The 24810-nt window shown below is 69.1% G+C and carries 23 protein-coding genes; 3 read left to right on the forward strand and 20 right to left on the reverse strand.

Annotation, left to right across the window (positions count from 1 at the left end; genetic code table 11):
- Position 1 precedes the first annotated feature (1 nt).
- The 4 genes from ABFO07_RS16545 to ABFO07_RS16560 form a co-directional block, all read right to left on the reverse strand.
- Positions 2-739, reverse strand: a complete 738-nt coding sequence (locus ABFO07_RS16545; protein ID WP_063894157.1) for a hypothetical protein — start codon at positions 737-739, stop codon at positions 2-4.
- A 209-nt stretch (positions 740-948) separates the two neighbouring features.
- The gene (locus ABFO07_RS16550) at positions 949-1515 is read right to left on the reverse strand and encodes a barstar family protein (RefSeq protein WP_059564609.1); all 567 of its coding nucleotides are present in this window, start codon (positions 1513-1515) and stop codon (positions 949-951) included.
- Positions 1516-1531: 16 nt separating this feature from the next.
- Positions 1532-1963, reverse strand: coding sequence for a ribonuclease (locus tag ABFO07_RS16555; protein ID WP_059564541.1), 432 nt, complete (start codon positions 1961-1963; stop codon positions 1532-1534).
- Positions 1964-2303: 340 nt separating this feature from the next.
- Positions 2304-4604 carry an NADP-dependent malic enzyme gene (locus tag ABFO07_RS16560; protein ID WP_059878769.1) on the reverse strand — a complete coding sequence of 767 codons (2301 nt, stop codon included), beginning with the start codon at positions 4602-4604 and terminating at the stop codon, positions 2304-2306.
- Positions 4605-4744: 140 nt separating this feature from the next.
- Between ABFO07_RS16560 and thiL the strand changes: the two genes are divergently transcribed.
- Genes thiL through ABFO07_RS16575 form a run of 3 tightly spaced genes read left to right on the forward strand, consistent with a single transcriptional unit; the run spans position 4745 to position 6861 of the window.
- Entirely contained in the window at positions 4745-5779 is a 1035-nt protein-coding gene (gene thiL / locus ABFO07_RS16565; protein ID WP_347467964.1) for a thiamine-phosphate kinase, read from the forward strand.
- A complete protein-coding gene (locus tag ABFO07_RS16570) occupies positions 5769-6317 on the forward strand; it encodes a phosphatidylglycerophosphatase A family protein (protein WP_059564544.1) in 549 nt (182 codons plus the stop codon). The genes thiL and ABFO07_RS16570 overlap by 11 nt, the downstream gene beginning before the upstream one ends.
- A 43-nt stretch (positions 6318-6360) precedes the next feature.
- Entirely contained in the window at positions 6361-6861 is a 501-nt protein-coding gene (locus tag ABFO07_RS16575) for a CinA family protein (RefSeq protein WP_059564545.1), read from the forward strand.
- 13 nt (positions 6862-6874) lie between these two features.
- Here the strand turns inward: ABFO07_RS16575 and ABFO07_RS16580 are convergent, their stop codons facing one another.
- The 16 genes from ABFO07_RS16580 to ABFO07_RS16655 form a co-directional block, all read right to left on the reverse strand.
- On the reverse strand, positions 6875-7933 hold the full coding sequence (locus ABFO07_RS16580; RefSeq protein WP_059878763.1) for a phosphorylcholine phosphatase: 1059 nt from the start codon (positions 7931-7933) through the stop codon (positions 6875-6877).
- A gap of 237 nt (positions 7934-8170) precedes the next feature.
- Entirely contained in the window at positions 8171-8998 is an 828-nt protein-coding gene (pyrF, locus tag ABFO07_RS16585; protein WP_059809258.1) for an orotidine-5'-phosphate decarboxylase, read from the reverse strand.
- A 39-nt stretch (positions 8999-9037) separates the two neighbouring features.
- Positions 9038-10105, reverse strand: a complete 1068-nt coding sequence (locus ABFO07_RS16590) for an aldose 1-epimerase (protein WP_059923762.1) — start codon at positions 10103-10105, stop codon at positions 9038-9040.
- A 59-nt stretch (positions 10106-10164) separates the two neighbouring features.
- Entirely contained in the window at positions 10165-10953 is a 789-nt protein-coding gene (locus ABFO07_RS16595; RefSeq protein WP_059923761.1) for an SDR family NAD(P)-dependent oxidoreductase, read from the reverse strand.
- 19 nt (positions 10954-10972) lie between these two features.
- Entirely contained in the window at positions 10973-11989 is a 1017-nt protein-coding gene (gene araH / locus ABFO07_RS16600) for an L-arabinose ABC transporter permease AraH (protein ID WP_059564610.1), read from the reverse strand.
- 72 nt (positions 11990-12061) lie between these two features.
- Entirely contained in the window at positions 12062-13573 is a 1512-nt protein-coding gene (araG, locus tag ABFO07_RS16605; RefSeq protein WP_347467967.1) for an L-arabinose ABC transporter ATP-binding protein AraG, read from the reverse strand.
- 66 nt (positions 13574-13639) lie between these two features.
- The gene (locus ABFO07_RS16610) at positions 13640-14635 is read right to left on the reverse strand and encodes an arabinose ABC transporter substrate-binding protein (RefSeq protein WP_059809249.1); all 996 of its coding nucleotides are present in this window, start codon (positions 14633-14635) and stop codon (positions 13640-13642) included.
- Between the two features lie 112 nt (positions 14636-14747).
- The gene (locus ABFO07_RS16615) at positions 14748-15527 is read right to left on the reverse strand and encodes an SDR family oxidoreductase (protein WP_059923771.1); all 780 of its coding nucleotides are present in this window, start codon (positions 15525-15527) and stop codon (positions 14748-14750) included.
- A complete protein-coding gene (locus tag ABFO07_RS16620) occupies positions 15527-16204 on the reverse strand; it encodes a 2-dehydro-3-deoxy-6-phosphogalactonate aldolase (protein WP_059564552.1) in 678 nt (225 codons plus the stop codon). Before ABFO07_RS16620 ends, ABFO07_RS16615 begins: the two co-directional genes overlap by 1 nt.
- 29 nt (positions 16205-16233) lie before the next feature.
- A complete protein-coding gene (locus tag ABFO07_RS16625; protein WP_347467969.1) occupies positions 16234-17262 on the reverse strand; it encodes a 2-dehydro-3-deoxygalactonokinase in 1029 nt (342 codons plus the stop codon).
- Positions 17259-18161 carry an IclR family transcriptional regulator gene (locus ABFO07_RS16630; RefSeq protein ID WP_059564554.1) on the reverse strand — a complete coding sequence of 301 codons (903 nt, stop codon included), beginning with the start codon at positions 18159-18161 and terminating at the stop codon, positions 17259-17261. The genes ABFO07_RS16625 and ABFO07_RS16630 overlap by 4 nt, the downstream gene beginning before the upstream one ends.
- Before the next feature lie 329 nt (positions 18162-18490).
- Positions 18491-18886 (reverse strand): EF-hand domain-containing protein, encoded by a 396-nt coding sequence (locus ABFO07_RS16635; RefSeq protein ID WP_059878745.1) that lies wholly within the window; start codon positions 18884-18886, stop codon positions 18491-18493.
- Positions 18887-18983: 97 nt separating this feature from the next.
- Positions 18984-20600, reverse strand: a complete 1617-nt coding sequence (locus ABFO07_RS16640) for a S10 family peptidase (protein ID WP_124490828.1) — start codon at positions 20598-20600, stop codon at positions 18984-18986.
- A 430-nt stretch (positions 20601-21030) separates the two neighbouring features.
- Positions 21031-21771, reverse strand: coding sequence for a monofunctional biosynthetic peptidoglycan transglycosylase (mtgA, locus tag ABFO07_RS16645; RefSeq protein WP_059809236.1), 741 nt, complete (start codon positions 21769-21771; stop codon positions 21031-21033).
- A 16-nt stretch (positions 21772-21787) separates the two neighbouring features.
- A complete protein-coding gene (aroE, locus tag ABFO07_RS16650) occupies positions 21788-22654 on the reverse strand; it encodes a shikimate dehydrogenase (protein ID WP_059564558.1) in 867 nt (288 codons plus the stop codon).
- Complete coding sequence (locus ABFO07_RS16655) at positions 22651-24756, reverse strand: RNB domain-containing ribonuclease (protein ID WP_322231406.1); 2106 nt, start codon at positions 24754-24756, stop codon at positions 22651-22653. Before ABFO07_RS16655 ends, aroE begins: the two co-directional genes overlap by 4 nt.
- Positions 24757-24810 lie beyond the last annotated feature (54 nt).

A 24810-nucleotide genomic window follows, 5' to 3' on the forward strand; every position in this document is an offset into this window, starting at 1 on the left:
GTTACTTCGCCGCGCCGGGTACCGGAATCGCGTCCACCAGCGCATCGACGACGGGCGACAGCACCTCGCCCGGCCGGCCATTGATCCAGCCTTCTCCGTTGCTCCCGTAGACGTCGAACTTCGACGACACCGTGCGGCTCGGCGGCGCTTCGTCGAACACGCGCGCCATGCCCGAGAACATCGTCGTGAAGGCGGCGATCCACGCCTTGTCGCCCTTCGGGCGCGGATTGCCCATCTTCGCCTGCAGCGCCTTCGCGCCCGGTTCCACGTCCGCGACCTGGCATTCGAACGAGACGGTCGCGATCGACTCGCCTTCGATGTATTCGTTCGGCGCCTGGGTCGAACCGGTCGACTTGCACTGCGTGCGGTGGAGCGCACGCAGGTACGCCCCGACCATCGCGTCGACCGGTGCGCGCAGCGCCGGGCGCGTCTTCGGCGGCATCCGGGACAGCATCCCGTCGGCCATCTCCTTGTGCATCGCGTCGCCGAGATGCGCGATCGCGTCGGTGTCCAGCGAATCCTTGCCGTCATAGCGCGCGCGCACCGCGTCGTTGTATTGCACGGCCTTCGATGCGTCGCCGTTGACGAACATGCCGAGGTACAGGTCGACGGTCTGCTCGGGCGTAAGCGGCGCGGCGTGCACGGCGCCGGTAAGGACAAGCGAGGACAGCACGGCCGCGCACGCGGCGCGGATGAACGGAACACGCGCGCAACCGCGCGCGGAACGGGAAATCGTCATGGGAAAACGGCCCTCTCTCGGATGAATTGTCTTGTGCGCCCGGCGCGCGGCAGGCACCGCGGCCAGGTTGGCCAGGATTGTCCGGGAAATGCGTGCACGATGAAAGCCCGGTCGAGCCGGACGGCGCGCGGGCGCAAAAAAGCCCGCTCGAGGCGGGCGTCTTCTGCTTGGCCGGGTGTGCCGGCCCGATGGGCCGGCGGGCTCGCGCGTTACGCGAACGAATAGAACACGCGGAACGCGACCTTGCGCTCGGCCCAGAACTCGGCCGCTTCGCGGAACACGTCGAGCAGCGTCTCGCGGCCTTCCTTGTCGAACTTCTGCGCGATCGGCAACCCTTCGAGCACGATCACGAAGCCCGGCTGCGCGCCCGCCTTCGCGACGAGATCGGTCAGGCAGTCGTACAGCGCGTCGTAGTTCTTGCCGAAGTGCTTCGGGAACAGGAACGACGTCGCGATCGTTTCCATCACTTCCTGCTTCGACTGCGCGGCGCCGCAGTACGCATACAGGAAATGCTGGCCGAGCCGGCCGGCTTCGTCGGCGAGATCCTGCACGCGGAACGCGCGGATCGACTGCACGAGATTGGGTCGCACGGTCGTGAAAAGGCTCATAGGCTCCTCGTTCGATGAAAGCCCGGGGCTGGTGTCCTGCTCCGACGGCGCGTCGCCGGCCTGTGCCGTCGCGCGCATCTGCATGACGCGCTGAAACAGATTGCCGTCGCCGGCCGCGAACAGATCCGCCGCCGACGCCGTGTCGTGCGTGTAGATAGTGTCGCTCATGCCGTTCATCCCGTAATCAATCAACAATGCGTTTAAAACTGCTGTAGTGGTCGTCCGTGTAATAACAATTGTCGACCCGACGCAGCGGCCCGCCGCACACGATCCGGCGGGCGCCGCGATTGCGCGCGCGCGGAGTCGGCACGGTGTATTCATGGTAGAAGCCGCGCTTCGCCTTCGGCAGGATCCGCTCGCGGTTGCCGAACACGACGCCGTCTTTCTCGTACGGATAGGGGCCGCCGGCGGCGATCAGGCCGAGCGTGGTCACGGCCTCGCGCGGAAGACGGGCGGTCGGGACGGTGTCGAGCCCGCCGGCGGCCACGTCGGCCGAGACGGCCCCCCGTGCGTAGGCGGCGGAAACCAGACTGCCCGTCGGCGTGCCGACGATACCCATCGCGAACATCGCGAAGACGGACGCGAGCGCGCCGTTGCGGAGCCACTTGCGTGCCATGAACCAGGGTTCCCGCTGTTAAATCAAGTAGTTGACGACCAACGAAGGCGTTAGCGTAGCGCTATTGTCCGCGCGAATCAATGTTCGTTTGGGTATCGAAAGCTACGCCGCGCCACGATCCGGGAAATTCTTACCGACTTCTAGCCAATTTTATCTTGTTCAGGATAAAATGCCGGCGGCATCTCTCGCATGGCAAGACCTGCCTCCTTGCCACGCTTCGCTACTGGAGTGGAGAGATGCTGCTGTTGCTTAGGGGAAGCGCGTTTGCGCCCTGCCCGATGGCGTGCCCGTTGCGGGCACGCCATTTTTTTCTTTTATTTACAAATTCGCCTAACGCGTCTTAACGCGTCGCGTTCACGTCGGCAACCAGCAGCGCGGCCATGTTGACGATCCGGCGCACCGTCGCCGATTCGGTCAGCACGTGCACCGGCTGGGCGGCGCCCAGCAGGATCGGCCCGATCGCGATGTTGTTGCCCGCGGCCGTCTTCAGCAGGTTGTACGCGATGTTCGCGGCGTCGATGTTCGGCAGGACCAGCAGGTTCGCGTCGCCCTCGAGCGTCGAATCCGGCAGGATTTCCTTGCGCAGCGCCGCGTCGAGCGCGACGTCGCCGTGCATTTCGCCGTCGACCTTCAGCTCCGGCGCGCGTTCCCGCAGGATCGCGAGCGTATCGCGCATCTTCTGCGCCGAAGGTGCGTTGCTCGTGCCGAAGTTCGAGTGCGACAGCAGCGCGACCTTCGGCTCGATGCCGAAGCGGCGCACTTCTTCCGCCGCCATGATCGTGATCTCGGCGAGCTGCTCCGGGGTCGGATCGACGTTCACGTGCGTGTCGACCAGGAAGATCTGGCGGCCCGGCAGCACGAGGCCGTTCATCGCCGCGTACACGCTGCAGCCCGGGCGCTTGCCGATCACCTGGTCGATGAAGTGCAGGTGGCGGTGCGTCGTGCTGATCGTGCCGCAGATCATCCCGTCCGCCTCGCCCTTCTTCACCATCATCGCGCCGATCAACGTGGTGCGGCGGCGCATCTCGACGCGCGCGAGCTGCTCGCTGATGCCCTTGCGCGCCATCATCTTCGCGTAGTCCTGCCAGAACTCGCGGTAGCGCTCGTCGTGCTCGGTGTTGACGACCGTGAAATCGACGCCCGGCGTCAGGCGCAGGCCATAGCGCTGGATGCGGTGCTCGATCACGGCCGGGCGGCCGATCAGGATCGGCTTCGCGAGCTTTTCGTCGACGACGATCTGGACAGCGCGCAACACGCGCTCTTCCTCGCCTTCCGCGAACACGACGCGCTTCTTCTCCTCCGCCACGCTGCGCGCGAGCTGGAAGATCGGCTTCATCGTCGTGCCGCTGTGGTACACGAACTGCTGCAGGTGAACCCTGTACGCCTCCATGTCCTCGATCGGACGCGTCGCGACGCCGCCGTCCATCGCGGCCTGCGCAACGGCCGGCGCGATCTTCACGATCAGGCGCGGGTCGAACGGCTTCGGAATCAGGTATTCGGGCCCGAACGACAGGTCCTGGATGCCGTACGCGGTCGCGACGATATCGCTCTGCTCCTGCTGCGCGAGTTCGGCGATCGCATTGACGGCCGCGATCTCCATTTCACGCGTGATCGTCGTCGCGCCGACGTCGAGCGCGCCGCGGAAGATGAACGGGAAGCACAGGACGTTGTTGACCTGGTTCGGATAGTCGGTGCGGCCGGTCGCGAGCACCGCGTCCGGGCGCACTTCGAGCGCGAGTTCCGGCAGGATTTCCGGGGTCGGGTTCGCGAGCGCGAGGATCAGCGGGCGCTCCGCCATGCCCTTGACCATCTCCTGCTTCAGCACGCCGGCAGCCGACAGGCCGAGGAAGATGTCCGCGCCGTCGATCACTTCGGCGAGCGTGCGGGCTTCGGTTTCGCGCGCGAAACGCTCCTTGTCCGGATCCATCAGCTCGGCGCGGCCCTTGTATACGACGCCGGCCAGGTCGGTCACCGTGATGTTCTCGAGCGGCAAGCCGATGTCGACGAGCAGGTCGAGACACGCGAGCGCGGCCGCGCCTGCGCCGGATGCGACGAGCTTGACCTTCTTGATGTCCTTGCCGACCACCTTCAGGCCGTTGGTGACGGCCGCGGCAACGACGATCGCGGTGCCGTGCTGGTCATCGTGGAACACCGGGATCTTCATCCGCTTGCGGGCTTCGCGCTCGACGATGAAGCAGTCCGGCGCCTTGATGTCTTCCAGGTTGATGCCGCCGAAGGTCGGCTCGAGCGCGGCGATCACGTCGACCAGCTTGTGCGGGTCGGTTTCGTTCAGCTCGATGTCGAACACGTCGATACCGGCGAACTTCTTGAACAGCACGGCCTTGCCTTCCATCACCGGCTTCGACGCGAGCGGGCCGATGTTGCCGAGGCCGAGCACCGCGGTGCCGTTCGTGACGACGCCGACCAGGTTGCTGCGCGCGGTGAAGCGGGCCGCGTTGAGCGGATTCTCGACGATCTCCTCGCACGCGAACGCGACGCCCGGCGAATAGGCGAGCGCCAGATCGCGCTGGTTGATCATCTGCTTGGTCGGCGCAATGGCGACCTTTCCGGGGGTCGGGAATTCGTGATAGTCGAGGGCGGCTTCGCGGAGCTTGGCTTTGGAGGAGGCTTGAGTGGACATGTGTCTCGTGACGAGCGGATTAGAATAACTAGTCGACGCATTGTAGCGCCATTCGATGGCTCCAAAATGGCGATTCGGGTGCAACAGCCGCGACAAAAATGTACTGAACGGTGCAGGAACGCCGCCGTTCGGCTCGTACAATGCCGTTCACTCCAACCGCCTCGGGTCCGTCCGCCGTGCCAGCCGCCCTGTCCGAATTCTCCCTGATCGACCGCTTCTTCGCGCGCCGCGCGGCCCGGGGAGCGCGTGCCGCGACACTCGGAATCGGCGACGATTGCGCGCTGATCGCACCACGTTCCGGAAAATTGTTCGCCATTTCGACGGACATGCTGGTCGAAGGCCGCCACTTCTTCCCCGACGTCGCGCCGCACGCGCTCGGCCACAAGACGCTCGCGGTCAACCTGTCCGACCTGGCCGCGATGGGTGCCGAGCCGCGCGCGTTCACGCTCGCGTGCGCGCTGCCGCGCGCGGACGAGGCATGGCTCGCGGCGTTCAGTGACGGCTTGTTCGCGCTCGCCGACCGGTTCGGCTGCGAGCTGATCGGCGGCGATACCACGAGCGGGCCGCTGAACCTGTGCGTGACCGTGTTCGGCGAAGTCTCGCCCGACGCCGTGCTGCGACGCGATGCCGCGCGCGACGGCGACGACGTCTGGGTGTCCGGCACCCTCGGCGACGCGCGGGCCGGGCTCGGCGTCGCGCGCGGCGAATGGACGGCCGGCGCGCCCGAAGCGGCCGCGTTCCGGGCCGCGCTCGAGCGCCCCGAGCCGCGCGTCGCGCTCGGGCTCGCGCTCGCGGGCGTCGCGCACGCGGCGCTCGACATTTCCGACGGCCTCGCGGGCGACCTGCAGCACATCCTCGCCAGCTCGCGCGTGTGCGCGGACATCGACGCGGACGCGGTGCCCCGCTCGGCCGCGCTCGCGACGCTGCCGCCGGACGTGCAGCGGCGCTGCGCGCTCGCGGGCGGCGACGACTACGAGCTGTGCTTCACCGCACCCTCGGCCGCCCGCGCGGCGGTCGAGGCAGCCGGCCGGCAGGCGGGCGTCGCGGTCACGCGAATCGGTACAATACGAAGCTTGTCCGCGCCGTCGGAGCGGCCCGCGATCGCGTGGCGCGACGCCGCCGGCGCGCCCCTTGCACTCACGTTGCACGGTTTCGACCACTTCCATGCAGACTGACCCGACGCCCCCGCGCGCCGTGGCCGAAGCCGGCGGCGCAACGCAGCACGCGCCGCAGCGCGCCACCCTGCGCTTCATGCTGTCGCATCCCGCGCACATCCTGTCGCTCGGGTTCGGCAGCGGGCTCGCGCCGTTCATGCCCGGCACGTTCGGCACGCTGTTCGGCTGGCTGACGTTCGTCGCGCTGAACCGCTACCTGACGGTGCCCGAATGGTGGGCGCTGATCGCCGCCGCGTTCGCCGGCGGCATCTGGCTCACCGGTTTCACCGCGAAGAAGATGGGCAACGCCGATCCGGGCCCGGTCGTCTGGGACGAGATCGTCGCGATCTGGATCGTGATGCTGTTCGTCACGCCGGCGACCTTCGTCGGCCAGCTCTGGGCGTTCGTCGCGTTCCGCTTCTTCGACATGCTGAAGCCGCCGCCGATCCGCTACGTCGAGCGCCGCCTGAAGGACGGCCTCGGCATCATGGCCGACGACCTGATCGCCGCGTTCATGTCGCTGCTCGTGATCGCGCTGTGGCGATCGTTCGCCGGCTGACCCTGCCGGGCCGGCCCTTCCGACTTCCGTTCTTCCGATCCGCATGCCAACCGATTCCGTCGTCCATCAGCTCGCGATCCGCGCCGGCAACAAGCTGCGCGACGAGCACCTGCTGCTCGCCACCGCCGAATCCTGCACGGGCGGGATGATCGCCGCGGCGGTCACCGACATTTCCGGCAGCAGCCAGTGGTTCGAGCGCGGTTTCGTCACGTATTCGAACCAGGCCAAGAGCGAGATGATCGGCGTGCCGGCCGAGCTGATCGACAAGCACGGCGCCGTCAGCGAGCCGGTCGCGCGCGCGATGGCCGAAGGCGCGCTGCGCAACAGCCGCGCGCAGGTGTCGCTCGCGGTCACCGGCATCGCCGGCCCCGCGGGCGGCAGCGAGAAGAAGCCGGTCGGCACCGTGTCGTTCGCGTGGAGCAACCGGCTGCATACCGATGCCGAGACGCTCGTGTTCAAGGGCGATCGCGAGCAGATCCGCACGCAGGCAGCCGCGCATGCGCTGCGCGGGCTGCTGAAGCTGCTCGACGAACGCGAAGGCTGACGCGCGGCGGCGCTTACTGAATCGCGTCGGGCTTCACGACGATCCAGTTCTTGTCGGCCGTCACGGGCAGGCCGAGCGCCTTCTGCTTCGCGGCCGATTCGTCCGACCACGCGCGGATCTGCGTCATCTGCCTGTCTTTCTTGTTCACCCACACCCGCACGCCGCCGCGCGCGACGTCCGTCGCGTTCAGCAGCATGTAGCCGTCCGACGTCGGCGTATCGCCCGCGACGAGCACCGGCTTCTTCCACTGGTCGATCCAGCCGACGATCGAGCCGAGCTTGCCTTCGTACCACGTCATCGGGTTCATCAGGAACGGCGTGATCACGAGATTACGGTTCGCCGCCTCGTCGTACTTGCCGGCCTTGATCTGCAGCCGCGACGTCGTCAGCGCGCCGGTCGCCGGGTTGCGCAGCAGCGTGGTCACGCCGATCACGTGGTCGGGCTTCACGTTGTAGCCGTACTTCGGATCGGACAGCACGAGCCGCGCGAGCTCCTCGTGCGCGGCCGTCATCACGTATACGTCGATGCCGTTCTCGTGCAGCGCGTTGTACAGCTCCTGCATCCCGCGGAAGAAGCGCGGCGGGTTCACCGTGCCGTCGGCGACCTTGTCGCCCTGCCAGTAGCGGATCGGGATCGGCCGGCCGTCGGCGAGCATCGCGTCGATGTGCCGCTTCAGCTCGGCGAGCGACAGCCCGGCGAACGCCTGCGCGATCCACGGATAGCAGACGAGGTCGTCGATCTCGCAGAGCCGGTAGTAGTAGCTCGTCAGCGATTCCTTGTACTCGGGCGAATCCTTGAACGGGATCAGCTTCAGCGACGCGTCGAGCGTGTCGCGCGTCAGCACGCCGCGCTGCTCGAGATACGGCAGCAGCGATTCCTCGAGGTCATTGCGGTAGGTCGTGTTGTCGGCGTCGAACACCGCGTAGTCGCCGCGATGCGCGTGCGCGGCGATCATCGCGTTCAGCGCCTTCGCGCTGTCGGCCGGCCAGTGCGCGAGCTCGGCCGCATGGGCAAACGTGAGGGACATGGACGCGGCAAGCGCGGCCAGAAGACGTCGGGGCAGCATGGGCATGGCGTCGGCTCCTTTCTTGACATTTTCGTGACGGATCGATGACAAGCGGCAGCTTCGCGCGATTGCCGTGCGAACGTGCGATGCGGATGCGACGGGAAGTTGTCCGCGCGCGTCATGCGCGCGCGGCGGCCCGGGAAGGCGGGGTGACGGCCTCGCCCGCAGGCCGGCCGCAGCGACGGGGGAATTGAAACGGGCGGCTCGACGCGCGAAGTCGATGCGTCGGCCCGCCCGCCCCGCTCAACGATGCGCGTTGATCGTGTCGCGGGTCTTCTGCGCGGCGAGCGCCGCGGCTTCGGCGAAGTCCTCGTCCTTGCTCGCGTACAGGATCGCGCGCGACGAGTTGATCATCATCCCGGTGCCGTCGGCGGTGCGGCCCGCGCTGACGGTCGCCTGCACGTCGCCGCCCTGCGCGCCGATGCCGGGGATCAGCAGCGGCATGTCGCCGACGATCCCGCGCACGATCTCGATTTCCTTCGGGAAGGTCGCGCCGACGACGAGGCCGAGCTGGCCGTTCTTCGCGTTCCACTTGTTCGCGGCGAGATCGGCGACCACCTGGTACAGCGGGCGGCCGTTCGTCTCGAGGAACTGCAGGTCCGAGCCGCCCGGGTTCGACGTGCGGCACAGCACGATCACGCCCTTGCCGTCGTGCTCGAAGTAAGGCTCGACCGAATCGAAGCCCATGTACGGGTTCACCGTCACCGCGTCCGCGCGGTAGCGCTCGAACGCTTCGCGGGCGTACTGCTCGGCGGTGCTGCCGATGTCGCCGCGCTTCGCATCGAGGATCACCGGCAGGCCCGGATGCTGCAGGTGGATGTGCGCGATCAGCCGCTCGAGCTGGTCTTCCGCGCGATGCGCGGCGAAGTAGGCGATCTGCGGCTTGAACGCGCTCGCGTACGGGGCGGTCGCGTCGACGATCTGCCGGCAGAACTCGAAGATCGCGTCGGGCTGGCCGTCGAACTGCGCGGGGAAGCGCGACGGCTCGGGATCGAGGCCGACGCACAGCAGCGAATTGGTGCGCTGCCACGCGGCGCGCAGCGATTCGATGAAAGTAAGCGGGGAAGACATGGCGGGTACTCGCGGCAAACCGTTGGTAGACCGCGTATTTTACCCGCGTCGCCGCCGGCTTTCGCGCGCGGGGCCCTCGCCGCGCGCATCGTTGCGCCCGACGGTGAACGCGAAGCGCCGCGCGAGCCGCTCGCCGGGCGCGAGCAGCGTCATCCCGTGCGCAGCCGCGCCGCCCGGCAGGTTCACCGCATTGATCGGATGATCGACCGGCTCGAAGCAGAAGAAATCCTCGCCCGGCGGCGTATACAGCACGTACGCGTCGGCATCGGCCGCGACCGTCAGCATCAGCCCGCGGCGCGGCCAGCTCACCGTCGCGTGGCCGCCCCAGCCGGTGAACGCATGGTTGACCAGCGCGGCCGGCAGCGGATACGCGACGCCGAACTGCCAGGCCGGCGGCACGCTCACGTGCCGCACCGGCAGGAAATCCGCGCCCGACAGCCACAGCCCGCCGGCCGCGGCCGCCAGCTCGGTCGCGTCGTCGCGCACCAGGAACGGATGCACGCCGAGCCCGAACGGCAACCGCGCGCGGCCGGCGTTCTCGATCGTCAGCGCGATCGACAGCGTGGCGTCGTCGAGCATGAAGGTCTGCGTCGCGCGGAATGCATATGGCGCACCGTGGCCGTGATCGAGCGACAGCTGCAGCAGCGTGTCGGTCGCCTCGTCGACCTGCCAGCGCGCGAGCCAGCCGTCGCCGTGGATCGGCAGCGGCTCGTCGCGGCGGTTGCGCGGCACCGCGACGCTGCGGCCGTCGCATTCGAAGCGCGCGCCGCCGATCCGGTTCGAGTAAGGCAGCAGCGGGTAGCACGCGAGCTCGTTCGGATCGGTCGCCGCATCGGGCCGCTCGCAGCGGCGGAACACCGGCGTCAGCGCGCCGCCGTCGCCGCGCCAGTCGAAGCGCGCGATGCCGCCGCCCAGATGCGGCAGCACGTCGAGCCGCAGCGCCGCGTTCGACAGCGTGACGGCGCGTGCATGCGACGCGCCGGCGCCCTGCGCGAACGCGGCGGTCTGCGGGCCGGCGCTGACCGGCTGCGCGGCGGCGGCGAGGCGCGCGCGGCGCGATTGCGTCGTCGTCGGCGATGACGACGCGCGCGAGGAAGTGGCGGTCATGACGGGCGCTCCTGCATCGTTCTGCATCGAGGTGTCGGTTCGCATCGCGCGGCGGCGGCTCAGGCCCAGCCGCCGTCGACGATCACGTCCTGCGCGGTGATCATCCGGCTGTCGTCGGCCGCGAGGAACAGCGCCATGCGCGCGAGATCGGCGGGCAGCAGCTCCGCGTCGAGGCACTGGCCGGCCTTGATCGACGCGCGGCCCGCGTCGTCGAGCCACAGCCGCCGCTGCTTGTCGGTCATCACCCAGCCGGGCACCAGCGAATTGACGCGGATGCCGAACGGGCCGAGATCGCGCGCGAGGCCGCGCGTGAGCCCCTGCACGGCGGCCTTCGCGGTCACGTACACCGGATAGCCGCCGTTCTTCAGCATCCAGCTGATCGAGCCGAGGTTGATGATCGCGCCGCCGCCCTGCTGCTTCATGTCGTCGATCACGGCCTGCGCGGCGAAGAACTGGTGACGCAGGTTCACCGCGATGCCCGCGTCGAACGATTCGGGCGTCACGTCGCCGATCGCGTGGCGCACGTCGTTCGCCGCATTGTTGACGAGCACCGCGATCGCGCCGATCCGCGCGCGGATCGCGTCGATCGCACGGCGCAGCGCGGCGACGTCGGTGAGGTCGCATTCGATGAACAGCGGCGCATGGCGCGCAGGCGCCAGGCGCTCGGCGAGCGCGCGGCCCGCCGCGGCGTCGAGATCGACGAACGCGACGCGCGCATCCTGCGCGACGAAATGCTCGACGAACGCGGCGCCGATGCCGGTCGCGCCGCCGGTGATCAGCACCGCGCGGTCGGCGAGGCTCGGGTAGCGCGCGTAGCGCGGATCGTTCGCGGAAGTATCGATGGTCATGCGGTTCGCCTCCGGTGGATCAGTCGCGCCCGCCGCGGTTCTTCAGCTGGTCGAGCAGCACGGCCGCGAGCAGGATCGCGCCGCGCACCAAGTACTGATAGAACGCGTCGATGTTCAGCAGGTTCATCACGTTCTCGACGGTGCCCATGATCAGCACGCCGATCACGACGCCCGAGATCGTCGCGCGGCCGCCGAGCAGCGACACGCCGCCGAGCACGCACGCGGAAATCACGTTCAGCTCGAAGCCCTGCGCGGCGTTCGGCTGGCCCGACGTGATGCGCGACGCGAGGATCACGCCGGCGAGCGCGGTCACCGCGCCCTGGATCAGGAAGATCACCACGCGGGTGCGCTCGACGTTGATCCCCGCGAGCCGCGACGCTTCCGGGTTGCCGCCGATCGCGAGCGTGTTGCGGCCGTACACGGTCTGGTTCAGCAGCACGCCGAACACGACGAAGCACAGCAGCGTGACCCAGATCGGCAGCGAGATGCCGAACAGCGACAAGCCGCCGAGCGCGATGAAGGTATCCGACGACACGCCGACCGCCTGCCCCTTCGACACGATGAAGCCGAGCCCGCGCACGATCTCCATCGTCGCGAGCGTCGTGATCAGCGCGTTGATGCGCAGGTACGCGATCACCGCGCCGTTGACGAAGCCGATCGCCGCGCCCGCCGCCACCGCGGCGACGATCGCGACGAACGTGTTGTCGGTCGCGTTCAGCACCATCGCGCACAGCACGCCCGAGAACGCGACGGTCGAGCCGATCGACAGGTCGAAATCGCGCGACGCGAGACAGAACATCATCGTGCACGCGACCATGCCGATCTGCGAGATCGACAGCGCGAGGCCGAGCATGTTGTCGATCGAGAAGAAGTGATCGACGGTCAGCGACATCGTCACGAACATCACCGCGAAGATCGCGATCAGGCTGTAGTCGGCAAGCTGCTGCCACCACGTCTGGCGGTCGGCGGGCTGCGGCGCCGGTGCGTCGGCGGCCTGTTTTACAGCCGCGCCGGCGAGGTTTTCTCTGACTTGCATGGTCATGTCTCCTGCTCCTGCATCGCGCGGCGCATCGGCGCCGCGCGTGGTCGAATCGGTTGTCCTGGTGGTTCAGGCCGCGTGCGCGGCGCTTGCCTGCGGCAGCGCGAGGCTCAGCACCGCATGCTCGCTTGCCTGCGCGCGCGGCAGCTCGCCCGCGATGCGCCCTTCGCGCATCACGACGATGCGGTCGGACACGCCGAGCACTTCCGGCAGCTCCGACGACACCATCACGATCGCGCAGCCGCGCTCCGCGAGCCGGTAGATCACGTCGTAGATTTCATGCTTCGCGCCGACGTCGATGCCGCGCGTCGGCTCGTCGAGGATCACGACCTTCAGGTCGGGCTCGGCAAGCCAGCGCGACAGGATCGCCTTCTGCTGGTTGCCGCCCGACAGGAAGCGGATCTTCTGGCGGCGGCTCGGCGTCTTGATCTTCAGCCGCTGGATGAAGCGGTCGGCGGTGTCGCTTTCCGTCTTGCGGTCGATGAACAGCCCGGCGCGCAGCGAGTGCCGGCGGCAACTGATGTTGATGTTCTCCGCGACCGACGCCATCGCGATGATCCCTTCCTCCTTGCGGTCTTCCGGGCACAGCACGATGCCGTGGCGAATCGCGTCGCCGGTGCGCTTCACGTCGATGCGCGCGCCGTCGAGCGCGAGCGTGCCCGCGCGCTTGCGGTCCGCGCCGTAGACGAGCCGCATCAGCTCGCTGCGGCCCGCGCCGACGAGGCCGAAGAAGCCGACGATCTCGCCCGCGCGCACGTCGAAGCTGGCCGGCGCGCGCAGCGCGTCGCCCTCGATGCCGTCGACCGCGAGCCGCACGTCGCCGAGCGCGCGCGGCGCGTAGTGATAGATGTCGGCGATCTCGCGCCCGACCATCTCCGCGACGAGGCGCTCGCGCGGCACGTCGGCGAGCGTGGCGTGCGACGCGATCTTGCGGCCGTCGCGGAAGATCGTGCACGCGTCGCACAGCCGGTAGATCTCGTCCATCCGGTGCGAGATGTAGATCAGCGCGCGGCCGTCGGCGCGCAGGTCGTCGACGAGCTTGAACAGCACCTCGGTCTCGCGATGCGACAGCGAGCTGGTCGGTTCGTCGAGCGCGATCACGCGCGCATTGCGCATCAGCGCCTTGCAGATCTCGACCATCTGCCGCTGCGCGATCGACAGCTTGCCGAGCTTCGCATCGGGATCGAGATCGACGCCCATCGCGGCGAGCCGCTCGCGCACGTGGCGCTTCGCGCCGCCCTTCCTCACCCAGCCGAACGCGTTCGGCAGCCGGCCGAGCAGCAGGTTCTCCGTGACCGTCAGGTCGGGCACGTACTGCAGCTCCTGGTGGATCACCGCGATGCCGGCCGCGATCGACGCGGCCGCATTCGCGAAATGCACGGGCCGGCCGTCGACCAGCACGCTGCCCGCATCGGGCTGATATTCGCCGCCGAGAATCTTCAGCAGCGTCGACTTGCCCGCGCCGTTCTCGCCCATCAGGCCGTGCACCTCGCCCGCGTGCACGTCGAACGAAATGCCGTCGAGCGCGCGCACGCCGGGAAACACCTTGCCGATATTGTCAAAACGCAGTGCCGCTGACACTTCGCCTCTCCCGTTACGATCGATCGTCCGCCGGCCGCCGCGCCACGCGGCAGCCGCGCGGGCCGCTTACTTCGATGCGAGCCCCATCTCGTCGCGCACCTTGCCGACGTTCTCGCGCGTCGCGAGCATGCCGGTGGTCAGCGTGAGCGGCGCCGGCGCCTTGCCCTGCGTGATCCACGCGTACATCAGTTCGGAGGTTTCCTCGCCGTGGCGCTTCGGGCTGATGATCACGGTGCCGAAGAAGCCGGTGGGCTGCGGTTTCTTGAATTCGTTCAGCGCGGAGTCGGAGCCGCCGATGCCGATGCCGATCATGTCGGCCGACTTGAAGCCGCGCCCTTCGGCCGCGCGCACCGCGCCGAGCACGGCTTCGTCGTTCAGGCCGTACGCGACCCAGTGCTTGAACTGCGGGTTCTTCGTGAGCGCGATGTTGGCCGCGTTGAACGCGTTCTCGGTGTCGGTCTTCGCCTGCGGCGCGGCGATCACGTTCGCCTTCGGGAAGCCCGCGGCGACGAGCGCGTCGGTCGCGCCGCTCGTGCGGTCGTGCGCGGTCGGCAGCTGCTCGTAGGTGATGTCGATCGCGCCGACGTCCTTCATGTTCCAGCCGCGCTTCCTGATCTCGGCCGCGATGCCGTCGCCGACCTGCTTGCCGATGTTGTACGCGGAGATGCCCATGTGCGGCACGGCCTCGAGCGGCTTGCCCGCGCCGTCGACGAGGCGGTCGTCCACCGTCATCATCTTCAGCCCGTGCGATTTCGCCTTCGCGACGATGCCGGGCCCGAGCTTCACGTCGGGCGTGCAGATGATGAAGCCCTGCGCCTTCTGCGCGGCGAGGTTGTCGATCGCGCTCATCACCTTCTCGCCGGACGGCGCGCCGATCTTCACGAGCGTGAAGCCTTTGTCCTTCGCGGCGAGCTCCGCGAACTTCCACTCGTCCTGGAACCACGGCTCCTCGGGCTGCTTCACGAGGAAGCCGATCTTGACCGGGTCGGCCGCGTGCGCGAGCGGGTTGCCCATCAGCACCGCGGTCGCGGCGGCGAGCGTGACGAATGTTCTGCGTTTCATCTCCAGTGTCTCCTTGTCTTCATCGATCGGAATACGGCCGCTTATTGGTTTCGATGCAGCGTGCGCGCGGCCGCCGCGCGCTGCGGTCTGTCGATTCGGTGCTGCCAATCCGTCAGTCGTGGTACAGCGCCGCGCGCCCGCCATCGACGGTGATGCAGGTCGCGTTGATGAACGGCGCCTCGTCCGATGCGAGGAACACGGCCGTCATCGCGACTTCGTCCGGCGTGCCGATCCGCTTCATCGGCTGCAGCGCGAGCGTGTCGGCCTTGGCGGCGGCCGGGTCCGGTTGCGCGCCCCACCAGTCGCGCGTGAGCTGCGTCTCGATGTAGCCCGGCGCGATCGCGTTCACGCGCACGTTGCGCGCCGCGTATTCGATGCCGAGCGCGCGCGTGAGGCCCAGCACGCCGTGCTTCGCGACCGGGTACGGAAAGCAGCCCGGGATGATCCGGAACGCATGCGTCGACGCGATGTTCACGATGCTGCCGCGCCCGCGCTCGACCATGCCCGGCAACACCGCGCGGCAGCCGTGCCACACGCCGTCGAGGTCGACCGCGAAGCAGCGGCGCCAGTCGTCGTCGGTCATCGTCAGCGGATCGCAGAACACGTTGATGCCCGCGTTGTTGACCAGCACGTCCAGCGCGCCGAAGGCCGCTTCGGCCTGCGCGAGCGCGTCGCGCACCGCGTCCTGTTGCGCGACGTCCGCATGCAGCGGCAGCACGCGCGCGTCGTCGATCGCGCCGGCGATCGCGGCGGCGGTCGCACTCGCCTGCGGGAAATCGCGATCGACGAGCGCCACCGCCGCGCCTTCGCGCGCAAACGCATGCGCGATCGCGGCGCCGATGCCGCGGCCCGCGCCCGTCACCATCGCGACCTTGCCCGCGAGGCGGCCCATCATGCCGCTCCGCCGCGCGCCGCGCGCAGGCCGGCCACGAATGCGCGCGCGTTCGCCGCGGTCGCGTCGGCGGACTGGCCGGGCCGGTACAGCGCCGAGCCGAGCCCGAAGCCGTTCGCGCCGGCCGCGAGGAACGGCTGCATGTTGTCGGGCGTGACGCCGCCGACCGGGATCAGCGGCACCGCGCGATCGATCACCGCGCGCCACGCCTTCACGACGGGCACGCCGAGCTGCTCGGCCGGGAACATCTTCAGCACGTCCGCGCCGTTCGCGAGCGCGGCGAACGCCTCGGTCGGCGTCGCGACGCCGGGCGCGCTCGCGAGGCCGCGCTCGCGCGCGCGGCGGATCACCGCGCCGTCGCTGTGCGGCATCACGATCAGCGCGCCGCCCGCGTCCTGCACGCGATCGACGTATTCGGGGCGCAGCACGGTGCCGGCGCCCACGATCGCGTCGCCGGGCAGCGCGCGGCGCAGCGCGGCAATGCTGTCGAACGGCTCGGGCGAATTGAGCGGCACCTCGACGATGCGCAGGCCCGCTTCATACAGCGCGTGGCCGTGCGCCGCGGCGTCGGCGGGCGTGATGCCGCGCAGGATCGCGATCAGCGGGCACGCGGCGAACGCCTGCATCAGCGCGGCATGCGGCGCGTACGGCGCGGGCAGCGTGAGTTCGGACGACATGAAGGGCTTTCCTCCTCGAATGGTTCGCTTCATCGGGCGGCGCAGGCGGGTACGCCATCGGCGCGCACGAGCCCCGCGCGCGCCGCGATCTGCCACAGGCCGCGTTCGGTCGCATGCGCGACGACCCGCGCGTGCATGCTGCCGAACGCATGCAGCGCATCGACGTAGCGCGCGCACAGGCGGTCGTCGCCGATCAGCAGCAGCGGCTGGCTCGCGAGCGCGATACCGCGTTCCTCCGCGAGCATCGCGTCGAGCGCGTTCAGCTCATGGCCGATCAGCAGGCCGGACAGGTAGTCGCCCTGCGCGTGCGGCGCGAGCCGGCCGGTCAGGCCCAGCGTGCGGGTGCTGAAGATCGTCGCGAGCATGCCGGCGCGCTGCGCGCCACGCGCGATCGACACGCCGCGCAGGAACGCCGCGCGGTCCGGCGTCTCGGGCGCGCGCATCGTACGGCCGAGGATCGTGTGATCGCGCAGCGCGGCGAACAGCTCGCCCGTCATGTAGGTCTGGAAGCGCTCGATCAGCCCGTCCTTCACCCACGCCCATTTCGCGTGCGTGCCCGGCAATCCGATCAGTAGCCCTGAACGATCGGAATCAAATGAAGCGCCATCGGCGAGTGCGCCGACGATCTGCGTTTCTTCGCCGCGCATCACGTCGGGTAGCTCGCCCGTCGCGATCACGCCCGGCACGATCGACACGACCGCGCCGCGCGCGCTCTCGACCGTCACGAGGCCGGCCGCGAGCGCGTCGGCGCCCGCCGGCGCTTCGACGTACGGCGCCTCGCGCCAGCCCTGCGCGCTGCCGACCATGCCCGCGGCGAGCACCGGCACGCCGGGCGCACGCGCGAGCCAGTCGCCGCACGCGTCCTCGAACGCCTCGTCGAACGCGCGCGCGCCGCCGGCCGGCACGTGCATCACGCCCGCCGCACGGCTGCGCGTCGCGAGCACGCCGCCGTGCGCGTCGTACAGGTACGCGCGCAGCGACGTGGTGCCCCAGTCGAGCGCGATCAGCGACGGGGCGGCGGTGAAGGTTTCCGGAGCGGTCCCGGTCGAGTTCGTCATCGTTTGATCCTGCGGGTACCCTGCGGCGGGCTCCAGCCCAGTTCCGCGGAAATGGCTCGCGCTTCGCGCTGCACGAGCGGAATCAGTTCGTCCATGCGGTCGTGCGGCATATACGGAATCGTGCTCGCGACCGACACCGCCGCGACGATCGCGCCGGATGCGTCGCGGATCGGCGCCGCGACGCAGCGGATCGACGCTTCGTTTTCCTCGAGATCGAACGTGTAGCCGCCCGCCGCGTAATGCGCCATGCGCTGCAGGAACGCACCGGTGTCGGGCCGGTTGTCGGGCTTGAAATTCACGCCGGCGAGCGCGCGCTTGGCGGCTTCGAACAGCGTGCGCCACGTGTCGGGCTCGAGGTCGAGCATCATCGCCTTGCCGATGCCGGTCGACGCGAGCGGCATCCGGTGGCCGACCCGCGAGCGCATCTCGAGGCCGCGCGTGCCGGGAATCTTGTCGATGTAGAGCACGTCGTCGCCGTCGCGCACGCCGAGATGAATCGTGTCGAGCGTCGCTTCGGCGAGCGCTTCCAGGTGCGGCCGGGCGACGGCCGTCAGCGGCATCTGCTCGAGCGCGATCGTGCCGAGCTCGATCAGCTTCGGGCCGAGCAGGTAGCCGCCCTGCACCTGGCGCAGGTAGCGCGCCTGCACGAGGCTGCTGACGAGACGGTGCGTGGTGCTGCGCGTCGTGCCGAGCGCCGCGCCGATCGAGCGCATGTCGCGCGCGCCGTTCGCGATCGCCTCGAGGATCGCGAGGCCGCGCAGCAGCGTCTGCGTGCCGGCCTGCTGCGCGGCGAGGTCGAGCGGCGTGCTGGTCGCGCCGATGCTGTCGGTGAGCGCCGGCGCGTCGTCCACTATCGGACGGCGGCCGTCGAGGGCAAGAGGTACGGGCATCTTGGTCATGGGCGGGCTGCCTTCAACGGAATCGGTGAAGCCGCGGCGCGCGCGCCGGACCGCTGTCCGGCGCCGCGGCGAAGCGGCGGTCGAGGCACCGAGGAATGCGCCCGGCGAACGTCATGGAAAGTGTCTCCGTATGCGTCGGGCGCCACGCGATGCGGGAGTCCGAAGCTTGTCGATGTGCTTCGGATTGTAGGAGCGCACGCATTCGGCTCCAATATTTGAATGCGTTGTCCAGATACTGAGAACAGGCGGCACGAAGCCGCGCGGCAGCGGCGAAATGGGGCCGCGCCCGCATGCTTCGCGGGCCCGTCCCTGTTTTCCGCGCGCGGTGCTTACTGCTGGGTTGCGCTTTGCGTCTGCATGTAGCGCTGCACGTCGCTGAACGACACGCGCCCGCTGCCGGTCGCGTCGATCTGCCGGAAGTGGTTCGCGACATAGCCGAGGCCGGCCGCGCGTGCCTGCGCCTCCGTCACCGTGCCGGTGTTCTGCGTGTCGGCCGCGCGGAACTGCCGCGCGAGCTTGGCGACCACCTGCGCGTGCAGCGCGGCGCCGGTGGTCTGCGTGCCGGCGGTCGGCTTGCGCGCGGCCGGCGGCACGTACGGATCGCCGAGCTGCGCCTGGCGGGCACGCACCGGCGCGGCATCGCTCGCCTGCGCGAACGCGGACAGGGATGTGACGAGGCTCCCGCACGCGAGCGCCGCGGCAACGACGATAAATCGCTTCTTCATGTCAGGCTCCAGTCTGGAATGAGGTCGTCGACACCCGGCCGGCGGCACCCTCGGGCGCGCGCCCGCCGGGTGTCCGTCGCCGGAAACGCGCATGGCGTCAATGCGCGGCCGCGTTGTAGAAGGTCACCAGGTCGGCTTTCTCCTGCGGGCGCGACGTATCGTCGAGATAGACCATGTGTCCACCCTGATAGTCCCTGATCGTCAGGTTCCGCTGCGACCCGAGCCGCGCGAGATCGAGCTCCGTCTGGTAGAACGGCGTCGCGATGTCGTGGTACCCGTTCAGCGACAGGATCTTCAGCGCCGGATTCAGCGTCAGCGCAGCGGCAAGATCGGGAATCGTGTCGGGCATCGCGAGGCCGTCGTGGCTCCAGTCCCACGTCTGGATCGCATTGCTGCTTACAGAATAGGCCGATTGCGCCGAGTACTTCAGCTCGTTCGGCAGATAGCGGCCGATCGTGTCGGTGAACGGCTTCGTGATGAACGAGCTCGACGGATCGCCGTCCGCCGCGAGCGGGCTCGACAGCGGCACGTTCACGCGCGCGTCGTAGCGGCCGATCAGCGTGCCCGGGATCAGCGACAGCTGGTAGCTGTTGTCGTAGAAGGTCGGGATCACGTTGAAGTCGGCATGCCACAGCGACGCCTTCGCGCCCGTCGCGTTCGCCATCGTCGTGACGAGGCCGCTCGACGGCTGCGCATGGCTCGCCAGGTACGCGTTCACCGCGGGCACGTAGGTGCCGGCCGTCAGCAGGCGCATCTGGTCCGCGTACTGCGGCAGGTTCGACGGGTTCGGGTTGTCGAGCTGGTAATACGCGCCGACCGCGCCGTAGCTCGGCACGAAGCCCGCGCAGCTGATCGGGCTCGAGCCGTTGTTCGAGTTGCCGACGTTGTTGCTCGCCATGTCGCAGTTCGCGTTGTAGTCGAGGATCGACGACTGCAGCACGATGCCGGCGAGATTCACGCCGGCCGTCTCGAGCAGGTTCGCGAGCACGTCGGTGCGCGGCGTGCCGTACGACTCGCCGAACAGGTATTTCGGCGACGCGCCGCGCTGGTTCACGGCCAGGTAGCGGACCACGAAGTCGCGGAACGCGCCGCCGTCCTGGTCGACGCCCCAGAAGCTCTGGTTCGTGTTCGGCGCGATCGCTTCCGAGAAGCCCGTGCCGATCGCGTCGACGAACACGAGATCGGTCGTGTCGAGCAGGCTCTCCGCGTTGTCGACGAACGGGAACGACGCGTTGTTCGCGTTCGGGTCGCCGGTCTGGATGCGCCGCGGGCCGAACGAGCCGAGATGCAGCCACACCGACGCGGAGCCCGGGCCGCCGTTGTACAGGAACGTGACCGGCCGGTTCGCCGCGGGCTGGTTGTCGGCCGTATAGGCGACGTAGAAGAACGACGCTTCCGGCGCGCCCGTCTGCGGGTTGCGCGCGGTCAGGTGGCCGGCGGTGGCGGTGTAGCTGATCGTCTTGCCGTTCAGCGTGATCTGGTGATGCGTGACGGCCGCGCGTTCGAGCGCGGCCGACGCGGCGAGCGACGCGCCCGGACTCGAGGAATAGCGGTTGGGATCGTTGTACGGCTTGTCCGCCCGGGCGGCGGGATCGGCTGAGCTGTCGGCGCTGGTGGCACCGGAGGCCGACGTAATGTCGTCTCCGTTGCACGCCGCCAGGATCAGCGAAGAGAGAACCACACCCACCAACAGCTTCGCTTTGCTCGCTGGCATCGTTGCTTTCCTTCTCTCGAATGTTGTCGTGTCGAGCAGCCGGATAGGCCGCCCCCCGCCTCGCATGCGCGGCCGATAGGCCGAGGCGCCGGCCAATATACGCGACGTGCCCGGCTTTGAAAAACTTGGAAATATTCGAAGGAAATGCAGCGTGACGGGCAGCTTTCAGAAATGATTCGAATCCCGAAACATCGAATTTCACGCGCCTTTCAGCGATCCGCGTGTTTATCCGGTTCGGCTAAAAAGCGACGCCTTTCGGCCCGCATCGACGCGACGATGCGCATCGGACCCAGGCATTGGCCACGAAATCGAAATAGACGGATTCATCTAAATAATGCGGGCACGATGCGCCGCAGCATGCGTGCATCGCCGGGAGGGAATCATGCCGCAGCGACGGAACCGGCAATGCGCCGAACGGCGCGCCGGGCGCTCACTCCGATTGCGGCAGCGCGGCCGCGCCCATCCGGCGTGCGATCACCGCCGCGCGCTGCGCCTGGTACGCGGTGCCGCGATGCGCGTCGAAATAGCGCGGCTTCGGCAGCATCACCGCGAGTCGCGCGGATTGCCACGCGCCGAGCCGGCTGGCCGGGATCCGGTAGTAGTAGCGCGCGGCCGCTTCGGCGCCATACACGCCCCGCCCCCATTCGACGGAATTCAGATAGATCTCGAAGATCCGCTCCTTGTCGAGTAGCGTCTCGAGCATCCACGTGATGATCAGCTCCTGCCCCTTGCGGATGTAGCTCTTCTCGCGCGACAGGAACAGGTTGCGCGCGAGCTGCTGCGTGATCGTCGAGCCGCCGGCGACGATGCGCCCGCGCATCTTGTTCTTCTCCCACGCCTGCAGGATCGCGTCGACGTCGTAGCCGTTGTTGGTGGCGAAGGTCGCGTCCTCGGACGCGATCAGCGCGCGCTTCAGGTTGCGCGAGATCTGGTCGTACGGCACCCACTGGTGCTGGATGCGCGCGGGCGGCGTGTCGCGCGACAGCCACCACGCGTCGGTGCGCATGAACGCGGTCGAGCCGGGGTTCACGACCGACCACAGCGCGATCTGCGCGAAATAGAACAGCTGCGTCGCGAGCCACGCGCCCGCCAACACGGAACCCGCGTAGACGAGCCAGCGCGCCGGGCCGACCGCCCGCTCGCGCCGCTGCGCACCGCTCACCGCGACCACCTGCCGCCGGCTCCGCTCAGTGCGCGGCGAGCGCCTGGCGCAGCGCCGCGAGCACCGGCGCGCCGTCCGGCCGCACGCCGCGCCAGATGAAGAACGATTCGGCCGCCTGCTCGACGAGCATGCCGAGCCCGTCCGCCGTGCGCGCGCCGAGCGACGCCGCATGCTGCATAAACACGGTCGGCTGCGCGCCGTACATCATGTCGTACGCGAGCGTGCCCGGCCCGAAGGCGGCCGGGTCGCAATCCGGCAGCGCCGCGTCGAGGCTGCCCGCGGTCGCGTTGACGATCACGTCGTACGGCTGCGCGCGCACCGTGTCCGGGCCGCCGCCCGCCAGCGTGCAGCCCGCGTCGTGCGCGGCCTGCGTGAACTGGCCGACGAGCGCTTCCGCCTTGCTCGCGGTGCGGTTCACGATCGTGATCGACAGCGGCGCGCGCTCGAGCATCGGCAGCACGACGCCGCGCGCGGCGCCGCCGGCGCCCAGCAGCAGGATGCGCGTGCCGGCAAGACGCACGCCGAGGTTCGTCTCGATGTCGCGCACGAGGCCGACGCCGTCGGTGTTGTCGCCATGAATGCCGCCGTCGGCGTCGAAGCGCAGCGTATTCACCGCGCCCGCGGCGGCCGCGCGCGGCGACAGCGTGTCGGCGAGCGCATGCGCGTCGAGCTTGAACGGCACCGTCACGTTCGCGCCGCGGCCGCCTTCGGCGATGAATTCGCGCACGGCCGCCTCGAACCCGCCGACCGGTGCGAGCCGGTGTTCGTACACGACCGGCTCGCCGGTCTGCGCGGCGAACCGCGCATGAATGAACGGCGACTTGCTGTGCGCCACCGGGTTACCGAACACGACGTAGCGGTCCGGCCCGCTCGCCGACGCGGCCGAAGTCATGATGCGCGCTCCTCCTCGTTGCCGTTGTTTTCCGCGGCGCCGTCGCCGTCGCCGTCGCTGCCGCCTGCGCCGGCATCGGCATCGGCTCCAGCCTCGGCAAGCGCCTCGGCCTCGGCTTCCGCCGACGCGTCGCCCGCGTCGAGCAGCACGTCGTCGCCGCCCTCGCCGTCTTCCTCCTCGCCCGCTTCGCCGCCCGACACGACCGGCGCGTCGAGCACGTTGAGCAGCCGCACCGATGCCTCGATCGTCAGCTCGTCGATCGACATCACGTCGAGCAGAACGCGCGTGCCGCGCGCATGCACGCCGAGCGCCGGCACGTGCAGCAGCAGCGGCACGTCCTCGAGACGCACGAGGTCACCCTTCACGACGCTCGCGACGACCTGCTTCTTGCCTTCCTGCTGGAGCCAGCGCAGGCACCAGAAATATTCCATCCGGCGCTGGTAGTCGGCGTATGCGGAATAGGTGTCGTCGAAGCCCTGCACGACCGCGTACAGATCGGCGTCCTTCGGCTTGAACGGCGCGGCGAGCTTCGCGGTGACGCCGTGCTGCACGCACGCGAGCAGCTGCCACTGGTTGACGAGGTCGACGTAGCGGCGCAGCGGCGACGTGCTCCACGCGTACTGCGGCACGCCGAGGCCTTCGTGCGGCGCGGCCGTCGTCTGCATCCGCGTGCGCTTCGGGCCCGGCGCGCCGAAGCCGCGCTGCGAGCGATAGATGCCCGGCACCGTGTGGTCGTGCAGGAACGCGCCCCATGTCGAGTTCGCGAGGATTGCGAGCTCCGACACGATCAGGTCGAGCGGCGAGCCGCGCCGGCGCGGCGTGATCGTCACGCGTTCGCCGTCGACGTAGAAGTTGTAGTCGGTGTTGCGCTGCACTTCGCGCTTCAGGCCGTAGCCCGCGCGCGCCAGCTGGCGCCTCTCGAACAGCGCCTGCGCGAGCGGCCACAGCACCGCGATGTCGTCCTTGTGCGGATAGTCGCCGCTGCCGTCGGCGAGCGTCTCCTCGGTGACGAGCTCGTCGAGCGTGTTGTGGCGCAGGTTGTTCTTCACGAACACGAGTTCGGCGCGCGTCTCGTTCGCGACGATCTCCTGAGTTTCGCGGTTCACGATGATGTACAGCGACAGCGCCGGGCGATAGTCGCCCTCCTTCAGCGTGAACACGTCGACGACGTCGTCCGGCAGCATCGTGATCTTGTCGCCGGGCATGTACACGGTCGACAGGCGCGTGCGCGCGATCGCGTCGACCGCGTCGCCGCGCGCGATGCCCAGCGCCGGCGCCGCGATGTGCACGCCGATCCGCACGCGGCCGTCGCTCAGGTGCTCGACCGAGAACGCGTCGTCGATTTCGGTCGTCGTGACGTCGTCGATCGAGAACGCCGAGACGTCCGCGCGCGGCAGGTCGTCCGGCAGCGCACCGACGCTGACCGGCGGAAAGCCGGTGCCGTGCGGGAAGAATTCGGCGAGGAAGCGCGCCTCGTGCAGCGCGCGCGCGGACGCGATGCCGCCGCAGTCGAGCATCAGCCGCGCCGGCGACACGCCGCGCGCGCCGGCCGCCGCCTCGAGCGCCTTGTATTCGATCGCGTTCTTGTCCGGGCGCGTGAGCAGCGCGAGCACCTTGCCGTCGAACGCTTCCGGCAGCTTGCCGGCCTTCAGCTCCTCTTCGTACTGCGCCTGCACGAGCGCCTGCTGGCGCTTGCGCTCGAGCGACGCGAGCGCCATCTTGAGCTGCTCTTCCGGCGCGCGCTGATACTGGCCGCGCCCCTTGCGGCGGAAATACACGGGCGAGCCATGCAGGCGCAACACGAGCGCCGCGCGCTCGACCGGGCCGTAGGTCGTGCCGAAGTATTCGTCGGCGAGCGCCGTATATGCGAATTCCTCCGCCGGCGCGCATTCCCACAGGAAATCCAGGTCGATCTGCTGCGCGGCCGCGTCGGCCTCCTGCATCAGTTCGCTCGCGGCCGGCTTCTCGAATTCGATCAGCACGTCCTTCGCGCGCACCTTGGCGCGCCGCCCGCCGGGCAACTCGACCTGAAACGCGTCGCCCTGGCGCGACAGCACGCTGCCCGCCTTGAAACTGCCCGATTCCTCGAAGAAAACGTTCACTCAGTACTCTCGTTCAGACTGCCGGGCGCCGCCGTCGGCCGGCGGCGCCGCGTG

It is taken from the genome of Burkholderia stagnalis, assembly GCF_039848545.1.
GTDB lineage: Bacteria > Pseudomonadota > Gammaproteobacteria > Burkholderiales > Burkholderiaceae > Burkholderia > Burkholderia stagnalis.